Annotated in this window: 18 protein-coding genes; 5 read left to right on the top strand and 13 right to left on the bottom strand. The window is 66.0% G+C overall.

Annotation, left to right across the window (positions count from 1 at the left end; genetic code table 11):
- Positions 1-41: 41 nt before the first annotated feature.
- The 4 genes from ppnN to grxD all read right to left on the bottom strand — a co-directional run bounded on the left by ppnN (position 42) and on the right by grxD (position 6,242).
- Positions 42-1,430, bottom strand: coding sequence for a nucleotide 5'-monophosphate nucleosidase PpnN (ppnN, locus tag ACVOME_RS10135; protein ID WP_481505052.1), 1,389 nt, complete (start codon positions 1,428-1,430; stop codon positions 42-44).
- A 252-nt stretch (positions 1,431-1,682) separates the two neighbouring features.
- A complete protein-coding gene (locus ACVOME_RS10130; protein WP_074901106.1) occupies positions 1,683-4,916 on the bottom strand; it encodes a TonB-dependent receptor in 3,234 nt (1,077 codons plus the stop codon).
- A 232-nt stretch (positions 4,917-5,148) separates the two neighbouring features.
- Positions 5,149-5,925 (bottom strand): SDR family NAD(P)-dependent oxidoreductase, encoded by a 777-nt coding sequence (locus ACVOME_RS10125; protein WP_053516611.1) that lies wholly within the window; start codon positions 5,923-5,925, stop codon positions 5,149-5,151.
- A complete protein-coding gene (gene grxD / locus ACVOME_RS10120) occupies positions 5,922-6,242 on the bottom strand; it encodes a Grx4 family monothiol glutaredoxin (protein WP_053516610.1) in 321 nt (106 codons plus the stop codon). Before grxD ends, ACVOME_RS10125 begins: the two co-directional genes overlap by 4 nt.
- 121 nt (positions 6,243-6,363) lie before the next feature.
- Between grxD and ACVOME_RS10115 the strand changes: the two genes are divergently transcribed.
- Positions 6,364-6,942, top strand: coding sequence for a superoxide dismutase (locus ACVOME_RS10115; protein ID WP_481505051.1), 579 nt, complete (start codon positions 6,364-6,366; stop codon positions 6,940-6,942).
- Positions 6,943-7,000: 58 nt separating this feature from the next.
- Here the strand turns inward: ACVOME_RS10115 and ACVOME_RS10110 are convergent, their stop codons facing one another.
- The 3 genes from ACVOME_RS10110 to purE all read right to left on the bottom strand — a co-directional run bounded on the left by ACVOME_RS10110 (position 7,001) and on the right by purE (position 9,085).
- Complete coding sequence (locus ACVOME_RS10110; protein ID WP_481505050.1) at positions 7,001-7,342, bottom strand: carboxymuconolactone decarboxylase family protein; 342 nt, start codon at positions 7,340-7,342, stop codon at positions 7,001-7,003.
- Positions 7,343-7,439: 97 nt separating this feature from the next.
- A complete protein-coding gene (locus ACVOME_RS10105) occupies positions 7,440-8,585 on the bottom strand; it encodes a 5-(carboxyamino)imidazole ribonucleotide synthase (RefSeq protein ID WP_193395560.1) in 1,146 nt (381 codons plus the stop codon).
- A complete protein-coding gene (gene purE / locus ACVOME_RS10100) occupies positions 8,582-9,085 on the bottom strand; it encodes a 5-(carboxyamino)imidazole ribonucleotide mutase (RefSeq protein ID WP_053516607.1) in 504 nt (167 codons plus the stop codon). Before purE ends, ACVOME_RS10105 begins: the two co-directional genes overlap by 4 nt.
- Before the next feature lie 58 nt (positions 9,086-9,143).
- On the opposite strand from purE, the gene ACVOME_RS10095 reads away from it, so the two are divergent.
- The 4 genes from ACVOME_RS10095 to ACVOME_RS10080 all read left to right on the top strand — a co-directional run bounded on the left by ACVOME_RS10095 (position 9,144) and on the right by ACVOME_RS10080 (position 11,835).
- Positions 9,144-9,413, top strand: a complete 270-nt coding sequence (locus ACVOME_RS10095) for a Trm112 family protein (protein WP_005408847.1) — start codon at positions 9,144-9,146, stop codon at positions 9,411-9,413.
- Positions 9,410-10,261, top strand: a complete 852-nt coding sequence (nadC, locus tag ACVOME_RS10090; protein WP_481505049.1) for a carboxylating nicotinate-nucleotide diphosphorylase — start codon at positions 9,410-9,412, stop codon at positions 10,259-10,261. Before ACVOME_RS10095 ends, nadC begins: the two co-directional genes overlap by 4 nt.
- Before the next feature lie 168 nt (positions 10,262-10,429).
- Positions 10,430-11,416 (top strand): DUF2272 domain-containing protein, encoded by a 987-nt coding sequence (locus tag ACVOME_RS10085; protein WP_053516604.1) that lies wholly within the window; start codon positions 10,430-10,432, stop codon positions 11,414-11,416.
- 68 nt (positions 11,417-11,484) lie between these two features.
- The gene (locus ACVOME_RS10080; protein ID WP_053516603.1) at positions 11,485-11,835 is read left to right on the top strand and encodes a DUF3301 domain-containing protein; all 351 of its coding nucleotides are present in this window, start codon (positions 11,485-11,487) and stop codon (positions 11,833-11,835) included.
- Positions 11,836-11,951: 116 nt separating this feature from the next.
- Here the strand turns inward: ACVOME_RS10080 and ACVOME_RS10075 are convergent, their stop codons facing one another.
- From ACVOME_RS10075 to ACVOME_RS10050, 6 genes are all read right to left on the bottom strand, one after another.
- Positions 11,952-12,404: a ClpXP protease specificity-enhancing factor gene (locus ACVOME_RS10075; RefSeq protein ID WP_053516602.1), complete on the bottom strand. Its 453-nt coding sequence runs from the start codon at positions 12,402-12,404 to the stop codon at positions 11,952-11,954.
- 85 nt (positions 12,405-12,489) lie between these two features.
- Positions 12,490-13,125: a glutathione S-transferase N-terminal domain-containing protein gene (locus ACVOME_RS10070; RefSeq protein ID WP_053516601.1), complete on the bottom strand. Its 636-nt coding sequence runs from the start codon at positions 13,123-13,125 to the stop codon at positions 12,490-12,492.
- Between the two features lie 134 nt (positions 13,126-13,259).
- The gene (locus tag ACVOME_RS10065) at positions 13,260-14,009 is read right to left on the bottom strand and encodes a cytochrome c1 (protein WP_053516600.1); all 750 of its coding nucleotides are present in this window, start codon (positions 14,007-14,009) and stop codon (positions 13,260-13,262) included.
- Entirely contained in the window at positions 14,002-15,261 is a 1,260-nt protein-coding gene (locus ACVOME_RS10060) for a cytochrome b (RefSeq protein WP_053516598.1), read from the bottom strand. Before ACVOME_RS10060 ends, ACVOME_RS10065 begins: the two co-directional genes overlap by 8 nt.
- Positions 15,261-15,881, bottom strand: coding sequence for a ubiquinol-cytochrome c reductase iron-sulfur subunit (gene petA, locus ACVOME_RS10055; RefSeq protein WP_053516597.1), 621 nt, complete (start codon positions 15,879-15,881; stop codon positions 15,261-15,263). Before petA ends, ACVOME_RS10060 begins: the two co-directional genes overlap by 1 nt.
- Before the next feature lie 189 nt (positions 15,882-16,070).
- The gene (locus ACVOME_RS10050; RefSeq protein ID WP_481505048.1) at positions 16,071-16,988 is read right to left on the bottom strand and encodes a lytic transglycosylase domain-containing protein; all 918 of its coding nucleotides are present in this window, start codon (positions 16,986-16,988) and stop codon (positions 16,071-16,073) included.
- Between the last annotated feature and the right edge of the window lie 231 nt (positions 16,989-17,219).

Raw genomic sequence — 17,219 nt, 5'->3', positions numbered from 1 at the left:
CCCACCGCTGCCGGCGCGATCCCCATCGCGCCGGCATGGTCTCAGGCCAGCACCTGGTAACAGGGCTGGTACTCGCCGGAGATCTTCATCCGGCGCTGCTCGACGAAGGCGCGCAGCAGCGCGTCCAGGGCGTGCATCATGTCCGGGTCACCGTGGATCTGGAACGGCCCGAACTGCTCGATGCGGCGCATGCCATCCTCCTTCACATTGCCGGCAACGATGCCGGAGAAGGCACGACGCAGGTCCGCCGCAAGGGCATGCGGCGCACGCCCATGGTGCAGATCCAGTGCAGCCATGGCCTCATGCGTCGGCACGAAGGGCTGCTGGTACTCCCACGGAATCTCGATGGACCAGTTGAAGAAGAACGAATCCTTCTGCGCCAGGCGATGCTCGCGCACGCGCTTGATGCCGGCGGACATCTTCCTGGCCACGGCAACCGGGTCGCCGATGATGATCTCGTAACGCTCGGCGGCAGCATCGCCCAGGGTCAGCCGGATGAAGCGGTCGATCTGCTCGAAATACGGCGCAGCCACGGTCGGGCCGGTCAGGATCAGCGGGAACGGCAGGTCCTTGTTCTCGTCGCGCAGCAGGATACCGAGCAGGTACAGGATCTCCTCGGCGGTGCCGACACCACCGGCAAACACGATGATGCCGTGACCGATGCGGACGAACGCCTCCAGGCGCTTCTCGATGTCCGGCATGATCACCAGATGGTTGACGATCGGGTTGGGCGATTCCGCGGCGATGATGCCCGGCTCGGTCAGGCCGATGTAGCGCGTCACCGTCTTGCGCTGCTTGGCGTGGGCGATCGTGGCCCCCTTCATCGGGCCCTTCATCGCACCCGGTCCGCAACCGGTGCAGATGTCCAGGCCGCGCAGGCCCAGCTCGTAGCCTACCTGCTTGGTGTACAGGTATTCATCGCGCGAGATCGAGTGACCGCCCCAGCAGACCACCAGGTTCGGGTCACCGGGGTTGAGGATGCGGGCGTTGCGCAGCAGGCCGAACACCGCGTTGGTGATGCCTTCGGAGGACTCCAGTTCGGCCGCGTAGGCCGGGCCCATTTCGATGGCCATGTAGGCGAGGTCGCGGACCACGGCAAACAGCAGCTCGGCCACGCCGCGGATGATTTCGCCATCGACGAAGGCCATCGCCGGCGCATTGACCAGGTCGATGCGCACACCGCGATCCTGCTGCGCGACCTGGATGTCGAAGTCGGGATAGAGATCGCGCGCCGCGCGCGGATCATCCGATGCACTGCCGCTGGTCAGCACGGCCAGCGCGCAGCGGCGCAGCAGCTCGTGCATGCCGCCGCCGGAGGCGTCGCGCAGGCGCGCCACTTCTGCCCGCGACAGCACATCCAGCCCACCGCGCGGGTAGATCCGCGCGTCCTGTACCGGCAGCGCACGGGCTGCCTTTTCGTTCGTGGTCATATCCAACGTTTCGCTTCCTTCAAGGTTTCCGACTGTACTGCCGCCCCCTTAAAAAGCAAAACGGCCGGGAATCCCGACCGTTGGATATGTGCTGACCGCGTTCGCCATTCCGGGACCGCATCTGCGGCATCGGCGCCGCGCACGAACCCGGATGCTACGCCGATGTCGTGGCCACTGCAAGAACTTTCACCCGAACGGGAAACGGCCGGGTTACCCCGGCCGTTTCCGTCTACTGCGTGATGTTCCGACGGATCAGAACTTGTACTTCAGGGTCAGCTGCATCGACCAGCGCGACACGGCAGTGTTGCCCTTGTCGTTGTTGTTTTCCTGGATCGCGGGGTTGTCGGTGGAACCGGTGAACGAGTACACGTACTTGCCGGTCGCCGGGTCGATACCCGCGTAGTTGGCGACGCGACGGGTGGCGTAGAAGCCGTAGTCGTCGATCAGGCCCCACTTCTTGTTCAGCAGGTTGCCGACATTCATGATGTCCAGCGCGATCTCACCCTTGTGGCTCTTCACGAAGCCCGGGAACTCCTGGCTGATGCGGACGTCGAAGGTGTTGATCCACTTGGCACGGTGCGAGTTGGCCGGGACCACGCTGCCACGGTAGGCATCGAGCTCCGGATTCTGCGCCAGCCAGTTGAAGAAGTCCTGCTCCATCTGCGCGCTCTGCACGAAGCGACCACCGACCACCGAACCGAACAGCACGTCACCCGGGCCGCTCGGCACATAGAACAGATCGTTGGTGGTAGCACCGTCGCCGTTGGCATCGTTGTAGAAGATGTAGCTGTACGGACGGCCCGAACGACCTTCGTAGAACAGGCCGACGCGGGTGGCGTTGTCACCGAAGAAGTTGTGCTTCCACTCCAGGGTGCCGGTGATGCGGTCCTTGATCGCGTAACGCGAGTCGTAGGCCACGTCTTCGTTGGCGTTGAAGATCAGCGTGTTGTTCCAGTTCGAGGTGTTCTGCGAGCTGGTCAGCGGGCTGACTTCCTTGGACTTGGTATAGGTGTAACCCAGCGACCAGCCCCAGTTCTCGGTCAGCGGCTTGGCCAGCGAGAAGGTAGCCTGCGTACCACGACCCTTGTCGGTGTTGCGCATGACCAGCACGTCGCCGATGTCGCTCGGACGGTTGGCACGGTCGGTGGCACGGTTGGTGCCGGTGGTCATGCCGAAGTTGGTGCCACCCGACATGCGGCTGTTTGCCGGATTACGGCCATTCGCATCCCAGTAGATCGCACGACCGTCCTGGCCGTAAGCGGTCGGCGCCGAAACGTCGAGACGGTCGAAGTAGATGCCGTCCTTGACCTTGGTCATCAGGACTTCGGCCGACGCCACGATGCCGTACCACGGCAGCTCATGGTCGAACGCCAGGTTGGCCTTCCACACCGACGGCAGGCGGGTGCCCGGGGCGATGATGTCGACGTTCTGGCGCGCAGCTGCGGGGCCACCAGCCGGAATGTACGGATTGTTGCCGTCCGGGGTAAAGCCGCTGGTCAGGTTGCGCTCGTCGTACTCGATGTAGTTCAGGCCGGTGTTCTGGTAGGCACCCGCCAGCCACACGTTCGGGGCAGCGCCACCGAACAGGCCCACGCCACCACGCAGCTGGGTCGGGCGCTCGCTGTCGAAGGTGTAGTTGAAGCCGACGCGCGGCTGCACCAGGTTCTTGTCGACCAGCTGGGTGTTGTTGAAGCCGTACAGCTGCTCGATGCGCGGGTTGTACAGGCGCTGGCTGCTGAAGTCAGGCATGTCGACGCGGACACCGAACATCAGGCTCAGGTTGTAGTTGATCGCCCAGGTATCCTGGACGAACACACCGGTGTTCTTCAGGGTGAAGTCTGCCGGGATATCACTGCGGCTGCCGCCGGCGCGCGGGGCACGCAGCTGGTAGCGCGCGATGCGACCGTTCAGGAAGTCCTCGACGCTGTTGAACTCGTAGACGCCGTTGAGGTTGCGGCCGTAGAAGTTCATCAGGTCGTTCTTCGAGTAATCGAAGCCGAACTTGACGGTGTGATCGCCGATGTACCAGGTACCGGCACCGAAGGCGCTCAGTTCCTTCGATTCCACGATGTTGACGTGCGTGTTCTGCTCGGTACCGACGTACAGCGAGTCGTTACCCGAACGGATGCGGATCTGCGGCATGTCGACCAGCGGAACGCGGTTGGCCGAGTAATCCTTGTGCGAGACCTTGAACTCGGTCGAGAAGTTCTCGGACCAGTCGCTGAACAGTTCGCCCATCCAGGTTTCGTATTCGGTCGGCTGCTGGTACCAGAAGTTGCTCAGCGAGATCGCACTGGTGCTGACCTGCGGGAAGCGGACGACATTCTGCTCCATCTTGTTGTAGCGCAGGGCCGCACGGTGGTTCTCATTGATGTTCCAGTCCAGCTTGACCGCGTACTCTTCGATTTCGGTCTTGCTGTTCGGTGCCGTCAGGCTGCCCGGGTCATAACCGAGTCCACCCAGGAAATTCTGGACGTCGGTGATCTGCTGCTGGGTGATGGTGCCCTTGCCGATCGGGGTGTCGCTCAGGCTGATGCCAGCGGCCGAACGCTCGTACTTCTCGTAGTTGCTGAAGAAGAACAGCTTGTCCTTGACGATCGGGCCGCCGAAGGTCATGCCGTAGGTCTTCTCGTCCTCGAAGCCGTTGAACTTCTCGCCACGCAGTTCCTCGCGGACCATGTCCTTGTCGCGGTAGGAACCGTAGACAGTGCCATGGAACTCGTTGGTACCCGACTTGGTCACGGCATTGATCACCGCACCGGTACCACCGGCGATGGTGGTGTCGTAGTTCGCGAGATCGATGTTGATTTCCTGGATGGCATCCATCGACACCGGCTGACGCTCGGTCGGCAGGTTGTTGGAGCCCAGGCCGAACGGATCGGAGGCACTGATGCCGTCGATACGGATCGCGTTGTAACGGGTGTTCTGACCGCCAGCCGAGATCGCGCCGTCAGCCTTGCTGACCTGCGAGATGCGCGGGTCCAGGCGGATGTAGTCCTGGATGTTGCGGTTGGCCGACGGCAGCGCGTCCATCGTTTCGCGGGTCACGTTCGAGCCGGTACCCATCTTGGTGGCGCTGAAGATGTCCAGGCCGCCCGCGGTGGCGACAACATTCACGGCGTCCAGGTTGGTGGCCGCCACGTCGCCGGTCAGGTTGGCGTTGACGGTGTTGACCTGGTTCAGGTTCAGGTAGACACCCTCTTCGGTCTTGGTGCCTTCACCCGGCTTGGTGATGGTGATGGTGTACGGACCACCCACGCGCAGGCCGCGCGCGTTGTAACGACCCGACGCATCGGTCGTGGCGCGCGAAACGGTGCCCGACTCGGTGTGGGTGATGGTGACTTCAGCACCGGCGACAGGCTGGCCTGCGGCGGACACGACCTGGCCGCCGACACCTGCAGAGGTGCTCTGGGCAAAGGCGGGAGCGGCAGCAAGTGCGGCCACGAGACCAAGGGTGAGCTTGGACATCCGGAGTGGGTGGGTCATCTAGGGTAGCCTCGATACGAGTTGGCGATGGCGGAAAAAAGACGCATCCAAGCGGCCTTGCGGGTGGCCGACTGGACAGTGATCTGGGGTTCCCGACCGTGTTGGCTGAAGGCAGCCATAACGGTTAACACTAGATTAACACGCTACGCCATCAATGTGACGGTTGTGCGACAAACGGCACCGGATCGCAACGCAATCATGACGGGATCTTCATCCCGCCTTACGTCGCCCTTCACTCTGCCGGGCGAGCGCTGCCTGCATCCAGGATCTGCCCCCGCCAGGCCGAGCCGGCACTGGACAGCAGGGTCACTGCCGCGGCCGCGGCGGCCTCGGGCCCCTGCGCAGCCGGGTCCTGGTCGATCGAGTAGGCGCGGGCGCGCAGGGCCGTGCGCAGGGGACCCGGGTACAGGCCGCTGACCCGGACCGGACTGCGGCCCAGCTCATCATGCAGGCTGGCGATCAGGCCGCGCAGGCCATGCTGGGCGGCGCCATAGCCTCCCCAGTAGGCCTGCCCCACCCGTTCCGGGGCATCGACCGTGAACACCAGCGCCGCATCCTCGCGCTGGCGCAGCAGCGGCAGGCAGGCCTGCGCCAGCCAGGCGGGTGCGGTCAGGGTGACGTGGACGGCGCGGGCGAAACTTGCCGGGTCGGCCAGTTCGAACGGGGTCAAGCCCGGAAAGTGGGCGGCGCAGACAAGTAGCCCGTCCAGTCGCCCCAGCTCCGTCTGCAGCGCCTGGGCGAGGTCGGCGTAGTCATCGGGACCGGCCCCTTCCAGATCCAGCGGATACAGCAGGGGCTCGGGACCGGCTGCCTGCACCTGGGCGTAGACCCGGTCCAGCCGGCGCGGCTTGCGCCCCAGCAGGACCACGGTCGCGCCTGCGCTGGCGGCGGCCACTGCGGCGGCACTTCCGAGGCCACCACCGGCACCGGCCACAAGCACCACGCGGTCCTGCAACGGGCGGCCATCGAGCGCCCCGTTGGTCGGTGACGTCGATGGCGGCGCACTCATCCCAAGGTCGCCTCTTCGACGATGCGCTTGAGCTCGCCGGATTCGAACAGCTCCATGATGATGTCGCAGCCGCCGATCAACTCCCCGTTGATGAACAGCTGCGGAAACGTCGGCAGGTTGGAGAAACGCGGCAGGTTCGCGCGGATTTCCGGCTCCTCCAGCACATTGACGGTGCGCAGGGAGACGGCGCCGGCAGCCATCAGCGCCTGTACGGCGCGGCTGGAGAAGCCGCACGTCGGGTATTGCGGGGTGCCCTTCATGAACAGCACGAGCGGGTAACGATCGACCTCGGCCTGGATTTGCTGCATTACCGCCACAACCACACTCCTTGCTTCGCCGGACAAACCGACCGCGATGGTCGGCTAGACTGCCCAAGGTAGCCGCCATTGTAAGCGGATGGAACCGGCTGCCGCCGCCCCTCTGTCCACGAACCTGTCCATGCCCGTCGAACTGCCTGCCCTGCCCTACCTGTCCGGCTCCCTGCAGCCCCATCTTTCCGCGCAGACCGTGGAACTGCATCACGGCGCGCACCATCGTGCCTACGTCGATGCGGTCAATGCCGGCATCCGCGGCACCGAATGGGAAGAGGCCTCGCTGGAGGAGATCGTCCGCCATGCCCAGGGCGCGCTGTTCGACGCCGCGGCCCAGGCCTGGAACCACGGCTTCTATTGGCAGTGCCTGCGCCCGCGAGGCGGCGGTGAGCCGCAGGGACGGCTGGGCGATCTGGTCAAGCGCCAGTTCGGCGACGTGCAGCGCCTGCGCGAGGAGTTCAACCGCACCGCGCTGGGCCTGTTCGGCTCCGGCTGGGTGTGGCTGGTGCAGCATCCCGGCGGCCAGCTTGGCATCCAGGTCACCCGCAACGCCGGCACCCCGCTGACCGGCGACAGCACGCCGCTGCTGTGCTGCGACGTGTGGGAACACGCGTACTACACCGACTACCAGAACGACCGTACGCGCTACCTGGAGGCATTCTGGCAGCTGGTCAACTGGGAATTCGCCGAGAGCCGGCTGCGCTGAGAGCATCCGCCGGGCGTGGCCCGGCAGCACCTGGCCATGCCTGGCGACACGGCGGGCATCAGGCGCTCTCGTGCGCCGCCACCGCATCCATGACCCGGGCCGAGTACACCAGTGCCGCGCCCGCGTTGAGCGAAACCGCCACCCCGAGCGCCTCGGCGATCTCCTCGCGGCTGGCGCCCTGCTTGAGCGCGGCATCGACGTGCACCGTGATGCAGCCGTCGCAACGGGTGGTCACGGCGACCGCCAGCGCGATCAGTTCGCGGGTTTTTGCATCGAGATGGTGGGTCTGGGCACCGGCATTGGCCAGAGTGGCGTAACCCTTGATGGTATCCGGCGAGAGCTTGCCGATCTCGCCGATACGGCTCTTCAGTTCCTTGCGGTATTCGTTCCAGTCGAGCATGACGATGACTCCGGGGAAAGGAGCCTTACGCTATCACCCTGGTTGATGCGCCGATGCGTGCATCGGCGCGTCACAGCGTTGCGCTTCCGCGTCGCGGTCAACCGCGCAGCGCCCGCACCGCCGGTGCGACCTGCAGCTGGCGCCCCAGTGCCTCGCCCACCTGTTCCAGCGCCGTGGCCAGTGCGCCGGCCTGGTCGTCGCGCAGCGTGGCGTGCCCCACCTTGCGGCCTTCACGGGGCTGCTTTCCATAATCGTGCCAGTGGCCGCCAGCCTGGGCCAGCACCGGCGCCGGGTCCGGCATCTCGCCCAGCCAGTTGAGCATGCAGGCGTGGCCGAGCATGCGGGTACTGCCCAGCGGCAGGCCCAGCACGGCGCGAAGATGATTCTCGAACTGCGAGGTCTCGCTGCCTTCGATGGTCCAATGGCCGGAATTGTGCACGCGCGGCGCCATCTCGTTGGCCAGCAGTTCGCCGTCGCGGCAGAACAGCTCCAGGGCGAACACGCCCACGTACTGCAGATGCTCGGCCAGCCGTCGGGCATAGCCGATGGCGGCATCCTGTTCGGCGGCCGACAGCACGGCAGGCGCCACACTGGCCGAAAGCACGCCATCCACATGCCAGTTGCCGGTCACCGGCCAGGCCTGGAAACCGCCGTCACGGCCGCGCACGGCCACCACGCTGACCTCGCGCTGGAAAGCCACGAAGCCCTCCAGGATCAGGCCGGTGTGCTCGACCTGGGCGCCCAGGGCCTGCCAGGCAGCGTCGATGTCGGCTTCGCTGCGCAACCGGAACTGGCCCTTGCCGTCATAGCCGAGGCGACGGGTCTTGAGGATGCACGGCAGGCCGAACGCGGCCGCCTTCGCGGCGAGCTCCTCGCGGCTGCGGATATCGGCGAACGGCGGCAGCGGAATGCCCAACTGCTGGAACAGCGTCTTCTCGCTCAGGCGGTCCTGCGCTACAGCCAGCGCTGCGGGCGGCGGATACACCGGCACCCGCTCGGCCAGCCACTGGGCACTGTCCGCGGGCACATTCTCGAAGTCGAACGTCACTACATCGACTTTGGCGGCGAAGTCCGCCAGCGCCTGGCGGTCATCGAAGGCACCGACGGTGAGCGGTGCCAGCGGCCCGCTGCAGGCGTCCGCCGCCGGATCGTACAGTTCGAAGCGCAGTCCCAGCGGCGCACCGGCCAGGACCATCATGCGGGCCAGCTGGCCGCCGCCGAGGATGCCGACAGTCAGGTTCATTGGCGCGGGTCGTCGTGGGCCATCACATCTTCGGTCTGGCGCGTGCGGAAGGCATCCAGCGCCTGGCCGATGGCCGGCTGGTCGCTGGCCAGCATCGCGGCGGCGAACAGCGCGGCGTTGGAGGCACCCGCATTGCCGATGGCGAAGGTAGCCACCGGAATGCCGGCCGGCATCTGCACGATCGACAGCAGCGAGTCCATGCCATTGAGCGCCTTGGACTGCACCGGCACACCCAGCACCGGAACCGCGGTCTTGGCCGCGATCATGCCCGGCAGATGCGCGGCACCGCCGGCGCCGGCGATGATCGCGCGCAGGCCACGTCCGCCCGCCTGTTCGGCATAGCTGAACAACACATCCGGCGTCCGATGGGCGGACACCACCTTCACTTCAAACGGAACACCCAGGGCCTCAAGCTTCTGGGCGGCGTGCTGCATGGTTTCCCAGTCGGAGCGGGAACCCATGACGATGCCGACGAGCGGCGCGTTCGGATTGGGGGTCATTGGCCGTCACCTGCCTTAAAGACGTATTCTAGCCGTCTTCCACGCAAGACGAAGAACCATGGATCGCAAGCTGCTCGACCTGCTGGTGTCGCCGGACACCCGCCAGCCCTTGTCCCTGCTGGATGGCAAGGGCCTGGAAGCCCTCAACAAGGCGATTTCCGCCGGCGCGGTGAACAAGGCCGACGGCAACCCGCTGGCACAGCCGCTGCGCGAGGCCCTGGTCACCCGTGACCGCAAGCAGGTGTTCCGGGTCGACGACGGCATCCCGGTGCTGCTGGCCGAGGAGGCCATTCCAACCGCGCAGATCGCTGACTTCCCGGCCGCATGAGCATGCTGCCGACGCCGGATGCGGCCGTCGTCGCCGCCGATGTCGCCCGCGCGCTGGCGGAGGATCTGGGCAGCGGCGACGTCACCGCCGCCCTGCTGCCCGACCAGACTGACAGCGCCTACCTGCTGTGCAAACAGGATGCGGTGATTGCCGGCCGGCCGTGGTTCGATGCCACCCACCGCGCGCTCGACCCGGACGTGCGCATTGAATGGCGCATCGCCGAAGGCGAGTCCGTCACTGCCGGTGCGGTACTTGCACTGCTGCACGGCCGCAGCCGCAGCCTGGTCAGCGCCGAACGCACGTCGCTGAACTTCCTGCAGACCCTGTCCGGCACCGCTACCACCACGGCGCGCTACGTGGCCGCCGTGGCCGGCACCGGCACGCGCATTCTCGACACCCGCAAGACCCTGCCCGGCCTGCGCCTTGCACAGAAATACGCAGTGCGCTGCGGAGGCGGGGAAAACCATCGTTTCGGCCTGTACGACACGGTGATGCTGAAAGAAAACCATATCCGTGCCGCCGGTTCGCTGGCCGCTGCGGTGGCGTCCGCGCGTCGGCAATGGCCACGGTTGCCACTGGTGGTCGAGGTCGAAGACCTGACCCAGCTGCGCCAGGCGCTGGAGTCCGGCTGCGAGCGCATCCTGCTGGATGATTTCAGCCCCGACCTGCGCCGTGAAGCCGTACGCATCACCGCCGGCCGCATTCCGCTGGAGGTGTCCGGCAGCGTCGGCCTTGGCGGCCTGCGCTCGATCGCGGAGGACGGCGTGGACTGCATCTCCATCGGCGGCCTGACCAAGCATGTACAGGCCATCGATCTGTCACTGAAGCTGGGCCCACCGCCGGGTTGAGAGCCGGTAACGCCTGACGCAACCGCGTTGCCCGCCGGGCGTGGCCCGGCGCTACCGGAGGCGTCATGCACTGGGGAGCGCCGGGCCGTGACCGGCCGCCATTGACGGATCCACCCGGCGTTCACGACGGCGCTGCGACGCTGCGCGCATCCCCCACTGGAGCCGCGCATGCGCCGGATGCTGTTGCCTGCCTGTCTGCTGCTCGCGTCAATGCCCTTGTCCGCCGCAGCGGCCGAGGCCTGTGATGTCCCGCCGCGCTTCGGCCTGAGCCCCTTGGCCATCGCAATCCGCAACGCGGCATGCAACGAGCATCGGCTGTGGTTCCGCCCCTTCATCGACCGCGATGGCCGCGCCGCCAGCCTCAGCGTCACGGAAGCCGAGAACGAGCATCTGGCCGACAACGGCCTGATTGCCTGGCAGCGCGTCTCCCACTACTGGCGTGACAGCGGGACGCTCAACGCCATGGGCAGCATCGCCGGTGCCAGCAGTTGTGCCGCGCCACTGGGCTCGCGCTATACCGACAGCGACTGCCGTGCCTTCCTGATCGACAATCCCTGGTCAGCTGCCTTCATTTCCTGGGTGATGGTGCGTGCCGGTGTCCCCGGCTTCAACACCTCGCCGCGCCACATCGACTACATCCGTGCTGCCTACCAGGGTGGCCCTTCCGGCGTGCCTTACCGGCTGGCCGATCCAGCCACGGCAAAGCCGGCCCCCGGCGATCTTCTGTGCTTCCTGCGCGACCGCAGCACCACGCTCAGCTACAGCGGACTGGTACAGGCGCTTGGCAATGGCTCGGTCGGCCATTGGAAGTCGCACTGCGAAGTGGTGGTCGCGGCCAATCTCGGCGGTGACCAGACCTTGTACCTGGTAGGCGGCAACGTCATGAACACCGTGGCGATGCGGCTGCTGCCGCTGGATCGGACCGGACTGATCCAGTTGCCTGCGGCCCGCGAACGCGACAGCACCGGCATCGAGCCCAGCTGCACGCCGGGGCGCGAGGACGAATGCAGTTTCAACCGCCAGGACTGGGCCGCACTGCTGCAGCTGACTGCGACCGCGCCGTTGATCGCACCGGCACCGGCAGCGGCAACGCCACCGATGACCACAGCGCCCGCAGTGCAGCCGGCTTCCGGTGATCCGCAGCGGATGAACTGAATCTTCTGCTTGATCCAGCAGGCATTCGCCGCCATCTTTGCCGCATCGACACCTGACGCCCTGGAACCATGCCCACCCTGCTGCTGTTGCTGATTGCCGGCGCCATCGTCTACTTCTTCTGGAACGCTGCCCGCTCCGCCGCCGAGCGCGCGGTCGAGCTGGGACGCAATGCCTGCCGCGCCGCCAATGTGCAGTGGCTGGACCAGGCGGTGCATGCCACCGGCCTGCGCCTGTCGCGCGGCGAGGATGGCCGGCTCGGTTTCGAGCGCACCTTCAAGTTCGAATATTCCTACGATGGCATCGATCGCCATGTGGGCCGGATGGTGCTGCGCGGCGATCAGCTGGTGTCGTTCACCGGCCCGGGCGCGGCGCGGATCAGCCAGATCCGGCCGGATGTGGACGATGCCGAGGATGTCTGATCCCGGACATCCACGCGTGGCGTGGATCTTCCTGATCCGGGATCGGTAGCGCCGGGCCATGCCCGGCGACCAGGTCTGTAGCACGGCAAGGCGCAAAGTTGCGCTGGACGCTCCTGTTACTTGACCACGCGCAGGTTCGGCCGGCCCTTCGGCGGCGGTCCTGCCGGCGGCGTATCCTCCGGCGGCGTGTCGTCGTCATGCAGCACTTCGTCGCCGGTCGACGCCGGTTCGCTGCCCGGAATGTCATCCGGCAGTGCCATGCCCTGCCCGGTCTCGCGGGCGTAGACGGCCAGCACGGCGCTGATCGGCACCTGCACCGGGTAGCTGGTACCGGAGAAGCGCGCCGAGAAGCTCACCATCTCGTTGTCGATCATCAGGCGCACTACCGCGCGTTCGGCGATGTTGAGCACCACTCTGCCATCCTTGACCGCCGAAGGCGGCACCTGCACGCCGGGGACGCCGGCGTCGACCAGGATGTGCGGGGTCAGCTGGTTGTCATTGATCCATTCCACCAGTGCCCGCAGCAGGTACGGGCGGTGGCTGGTCATGTGGAAGAAGTCTTCGGTCATGCGTGAAGTGTACGCGCCCGACGCCCCGACCGGGGCGGATCGCCTGCACGCCGGTCGGCGTGCAGACGGGAAAGCAGCGGCCGGCTCAGACGGGCAGGTCGCGCAGCTTCTTTTCCTGCTCGGTCAGGCTGCGCACGAACCCCGGGTGGCGGAAGATGCGGTTGCCGTAATCCTCGATGGCCTTGCCGTCCTTCGGCAACGGCACATCCAGTGACTGCAGGCGCCAGATGATCGGCGCCATCGCGCAGTCGGCCAGGCTCATTTCCGGGTTCAGGAAGAACTTGCTGGCCTTGAACAGCGGCAGCGACGCGGTCAGCAACTCCTTCAAGCGCTTGCGCCCGGCCTCGGCCTGGGTCTTGTTGCCCAGCTGGATGGCCTGCACCTGCGGCACCCAGTCGTGCTCGATGCGCAGCATCGCCAGGCGGATGCGTGCACGTGACAGCGGATCGACCGGCATCAGCGGCGGATGCGGATAGCGCTCGTCAAGGTATTCGCTCACCACCGAAGCGGCGTACAGCACCAGTTCGCGCTCGACCAGGGTCGGCACCGAATGGTACGGATTGAGGTCGATCAGGTCTTCGGGCGGATTCTGCGGATCGACCGCAACGAAATCGAACGTCACACCCTTGGCCGCAAGGACCAGGCGCACACGGTGGCACAGTACATCGTCGTTCGAGGAAAACAGCGTCAGTGTATTGCGCATGCGTACGCTCGCCGCCATCAAAGGCTCTCCTACGACAGGAGACCGCCTGCCGCATCGGCGCCGCCAGCACCGTGCCGGCGGTCGACTTCTCCCCGAGTGTGCAACCGACCATCACAAAAGCCAATAGGCCCAGCCAACGGCCGGCGGCAGAATCAGTGAACGTCCTTCCAGTATTCCTTCTTCAGCAGGTACACCAGGAAGGTCAACAGGGCCAGGAACAGGATCACCCACACGCCCAGCTGCTGCCGCTTGAGCGCAGCCGGTTCGCCGGCGTATTCGAGGAAGTTGGTGATGTCCCGCACGGCCTGGTCGTACTGGCCGGCATCAACCGAGCCGGGGCTGTCGATGCGCAGCCCGGTCACCGGCGGGTCCATGCCTGGCCCTTCGGCCTTGCCGTGCACGGCATGCTGCAGGCCCTGCATTTCCCAGAGCGGGTTGGGCATGGAGGCGTTGGCGAACAACGCGTTGTTCCAGCCCAGCGGGCGGCTGCTGTCGAGATAGAACGACTTGAGGTAGGTGTAGACCCAGTCGCTGCCCCGCACACGCGAGATCAGGCTCAGGTCCGGCGGCATCTTGCCGAACCACTTCTCGGCCTGCTCCTTGGGCATCGCCACCGGCACCGGATCGCCGATTGCCGCACCGGTGAAGTTGAGGTTGTTCATCACCTCTTCCTCGGTCAGCCCCAGGTCCTGCGCCATCCGCGAGTAGCGCAGGTACTTCAGCGCGTGGCAGCTGGAGCAGTAGTTCATGTACAGCTGCGCGCCGCGCTGCAGCGATGCGCGGTCACCGAGGTCGTTGCCGGCCTGCAGCAGCTTGGTGCCGCCTTCGGCAGCGGTGGCCAGGAAACTGCCCAGCATCAGGGCGGCCGCGAGGGCCAGCCGGACCATCCAGCGCTCAGTCATGCGTGGTCACCCTCTCCGGTACCGGCTTGGTCTTGTCCAGCCTTGTCCATAGCGGCATGGTGATGAAGAACGCGAAGTACAGGAAGGTCAGCACCCGCCCGATGTAGGTCTCGTGCACGTCCGTACCCGGACCGGAGCCGATCACGCCCAGCCACACGAAGCACACGGCCAGCATGCCCAGCATCACCTTCGAGATCCAGCCGCGGTAACGCACCGACTTCACCCGCGCCTTGTCCAGCCAGGGCACCAGGAACAGGATGGCGATCGCCGAGAACATCACCAGCACGCCACCGAGCTTGTTCGGCACCACGCGCAGCATCGCGTAGTACGGGGTGTAGTACCACACCGGTTTGATGTGTTCCGGGGTCACCAGCCGGTTGGCCTCGGTGAAGTTGTCGTGCTCCAGGAACAGGCCACCAAAGCCGGGGGCGAAGAAGATGATGAAGGCGGCGATGATCAGCAGGAAGCCGGCGCCGACGCCATCCTTGAGCGTGTAGTAAGGATGGAAGGGAATGCCATCGGCCGGTGCATTGGGCGACCAGCGGTTGCCCTTGGGCCCCTTCTTGATCTCCACGCCATCCGGGTTGTTGGACCCCACTTCATGCAGCGCGCCCAGGTGCAGCACCACCAGCAGCAGCAGCACCAGAGGCAGTGCGATCACGTGCAGCGCGAAGAAGCGGTTGAGCGTGGCATCGCTGGGCAGGTAATCGCCCATGATCCACTCGGTCAGGCCATTGCCGATCACCGGAATCGCACCGAACAGCGAGATGATCACCTTGGCGCCCCAGAACGACATCTGGCCCCACGGCAGCACGTAGCCCATGAAGGCCTCGGCCATCAGCACCAGGTAGATCAGCATGCCCAGGATCCACACCAGCTCGCGCGGTTTCTGGTAACTGCCATACAGCAGCCCGCGGAACATGTGCAGGTAGACCACGATGAAGAACAGCGATGCACCGGTGGAGTGCATGTAACGGATCAGCCAGCCCCACTCGACATCACGCATGATGTATTCGATGGAGCCGAAGGCCTCCGCCGCGCTGGTCTTGTAGTGCATCGTCAGGAAGATGCCGGTGACGATCTGGTTGACCAGCACCAGCAGCGCCAGTGAACCGAAGTAGTACCAGATGTTGAAGTTCTTCGGCGCGTAGTACTCGCTGACGTGCTTGCGGTAGATCGGCATCAGCCCCGGCGCGCGGGCGTTGACCCAGTCGGCGACGCCTGTCGCGGTACGGCTCAGGATATTGGCCATCAGGCTGCCCCCTCCGGATCGACACCGATGATGAGCGTGTTGTCGTCCTGGTAGTGGTGCGGTGGCACCAGCAGGTTGATCGGCGCCGGCACGTCCTTGAAGACGCGGCCGGACATGTCGAAGCGCGACTTGTGGCAGGGGCAGAAGTAGCCGCCCTTCCACTGCGGGTCATACGGTTCGGGGCGGATCTCGGCCACCATCTCCGGCGAGCAGCCCAGATGCGTGCACAGGCCGACCAGCACCGACACATCGGGCTTGATCGAGCGCAGCTCGGGATTCTGCTTGAGCACGTAGGCGGGCTGCTGGTCCTTCTCGCCGGACTCCGGGTCCTTGAGGCGGTCGTCGAGCCCATGCAGCGCGTCGAGGATCGCCTTGGACCGTTTGACGATCCAGATGGGCTGGCCGCGCCATTCCACGATCAGGCGCTGGCCTTCCTGCAGGGCACTGATATCGGCCACCACCGGTGCTCCCGCGAGCTTCGCGCGGGCACTGGGGTTCCACGATTTGATGAAAGGAACTGCGGTGAATCCGACGCCGACGGCGCCAACCACGGCTGTGGTGGCAGTAAGAAAACGCCGACGTCCGGTATTGACTGGATCGTGTACCCCATCGTTGGCCATCCGGCACTCCGATATTGATTAGGTAGCTTTAAGGCTGCCAGCGGTCTGGTGGGGGCCAGAGCCGCATTGAATCATGGGCGAGTGTAGCGGAACCGTTACGCGCCACACAACGCATTGCAACAACTCTTTGTACCGTGTGCCGACCGGCAGCCGGCGATGGACCGTCAGTCGGCACCGGCACCGGCCGGACTACTGGTGACTCAAGGCACTGCGGTAACGCTCGGCCAGCTGGCCCACCCGACGCACGTAGTACTGGGTTTCGCTGTAAGGGGGCACGCCACCGTGGCGGTCGACCGCACCTTCCCCGGCGTTGTAACCGGCGGCGGCCAGGGTGAGGTTGCCGTTGAATCGCTTCAGCAGCCACGACAGGTACTGCACGCCGCCACGGATGTTCTGGCCCGCATCGTAGGAATCACTGACCCCGAAGCGCGCGGCAGTCGGCGGCATCAGCTGCATCAGGCCCTGCGCACCGGCGCGGCTGAGTGCGGTCGGATTGTAGGCCGACTCGGCATGGATGATCGCCCGGACCACCGCCTCCTCCACGCCGAACTCGCGCGCGGCCGAAGCGATCTCGGTCTGGAAGGCTGTCGTGTTCAGACGCACGGTGCCGAAGTCCACGCGCGGGTTGGCCCCACAGGCGTAGCAGCGCTCCATGAAGCTGTAGCGGATGGTGCGCACCGGCCCCAGGTGGGCAACCTGGCTGGGCCGCGCACTGGTGTAGTGGCGCACCCCATCCTTCATATAGGAATAGACCTGGCCACTGACCATGCGCCCGGTGCGGGGCGTGCCGGCAGCAACGGCCGGAGTCGAAGCAGGCACCGGTGCAGCCGGCACGGGCACGGCTGCACTGGCGGCCACCGCCACCGGATTGCGCTCGATGCTGGCCACAGTGGCCGGCACAGGCCTGGCAACAGTCGCTGCCGGGCGGGCCGGGCGGGCGGCCTCCCGGTTGTAGCTGATGGTGCTGCATTGGGCACCGGCCACACGCTTGCTCACATAGCTGGTGACCCCGTCTGCCCCCTGGCACTTGTACAGGGTGCCGGCGCTGGCCGGCGCAGCGGTCAGCGCAGCGATGATGATCGCCGTTGTCCCCAGTCTCCCCTTCATGGCCGCGAGTGTCCCAGCTTCGCCCCGCGTTGCCAAGCCGTGCGGCTCAGCCTGTGACGTCAGGCACAGCCAGCAGCTGCGCCAGCCCGCCTAGGCGCGGGGGCCCGGGACAGGGCCCCCCCCCGGCGCGGGGGGCCCCCCCCCCCCCCCGCCGCCCCCCCCCCCCCGCCCCCCCCCACGCCGCACTTTTCGGACCGATGTTGCGCAGCTTCGGCGCACTCATCCCAGCGC

It is taken from the genome of Stenotrophomonas sp. STEN008, from assembly GCF_056760435.1.
The sequence above is the reverse complement of the archived record's forward strand: the minus strand, read 5'-3'. Positions and strand labels throughout refer to the sequence as shown.

What these genes read in the sequence shown, in the direction of transcription:
- ppnN (WP_481505052.1), bottom strand. Translation starts at nt 1,430, where the DNA reads ATGACCACGAACGAAAAGGCAGCCCGTGCGCTGCCGGTACAGGACGCG.
- ACVOME_RS10130 (WP_074901106.1), bottom strand. Translation starts at nt 4,916, where the DNA reads ATGACCCACCCACTCCGGATGTCCAAGCTCACCCTTGGTCTCGTGGCC.
- ACVOME_RS10125 (WP_053516611.1), bottom strand. Translation starts at nt 5,925, where the DNA reads ATGAGTGCGCCGCCATCGACGTCACCGACCAACGGGGCGCTCGATGGC.
- ACVOME_RS10115 (WP_481505051.1), top strand. Translation starts at nt 6,364, where the DNA reads ATGCCCGTCGAACTGCCTGCCCTGCCCTACCTGTCCGGCTCCCTGCAG.
- ACVOME_RS10110 (WP_481505050.1), bottom strand. Translation starts at nt 7,342, where the DNA reads ATGCTCGACTGGAACGAATACCGCAAGGAACTGAAGAGCCGTATCGGC.
- ACVOME_RS10105 (WP_193395560.1), bottom strand. Translation starts at nt 8,585, where the DNA reads ATGAACCTGACTGTCGGCATCCTCGGCGGCGGCCAGCTGGCCCGCATG.
- purE (WP_053516607.1), bottom strand. Translation starts at nt 9,085, where the DNA reads ATGACCCCCAATCCGAACGCGCCGCTCGTCGGCATCGTCATGGGTTCC.
- ACVOME_RS10095 (WP_005408847.1), top strand. Translation starts at nt 9,144, where the DNA reads ATGGATCGCAAGCTGCTCGACCTGCTGGTGTCGCCGGACACCCGCCAG.
- nadC (WP_481505049.1), top strand. Translation starts at nt 9,410, where the DNA reads ATGAGCATGCTGCCGACGCCGGATGCGGCCGTCGTCGCCGCCGATGTC.
- ACVOME_RS10085 (WP_053516604.1), top strand. Translation starts at nt 10,430, where the DNA reads ATGCGCCGGATGCTGTTGCCTGCCTGTCTGCTGCTCGCGTCAATGCCC.
- ACVOME_RS10080 (WP_053516603.1), top strand. Translation starts at nt 11,485, where the DNA reads ATGCCCACCCTGCTGCTGTTGCTGATTGCCGGCGCCATCGTCTACTTC.
- ACVOME_RS10075 (WP_053516602.1), bottom strand. Translation starts at nt 12,404, where the DNA reads ATGACCGAAGACTTCTTCCACATGACCAGCCACCGCCCGTACCTGCTG.
- ACVOME_RS10070 (WP_053516601.1), bottom strand. Translation starts at nt 13,125, where the DNA reads ATGGCGGCGAGCGTACGCATGCGCAATACACTGACGCTGTTTTCCTCG.
- ACVOME_RS10065 (WP_053516600.1), bottom strand. Translation starts at nt 14,009, where the DNA reads ATGACTGAGCGCTGGATGGTCCGGCTGGCCCTCGCGGCCGCCCTGATG.
- ACVOME_RS10060 (WP_053516598.1), bottom strand. Translation starts at nt 15,261, where the DNA reads ATGGCCAATATCCTGAGCCGTACCGCGACAGGCGTCGCCGACTGGGTC.
- petA (WP_053516597.1), bottom strand. Translation starts at nt 15,881, where the DNA reads ATGGCCAACGATGGGGTACACGATCCAGTCAATACCGGACGTCGGCGT.
- ACVOME_RS10050 (WP_481505048.1), bottom strand. Translation starts at nt 16,988, where the DNA reads ATGAAGGGGAGACTGGGGACAACGGCGATCATCATCGCTGCGCTGACC.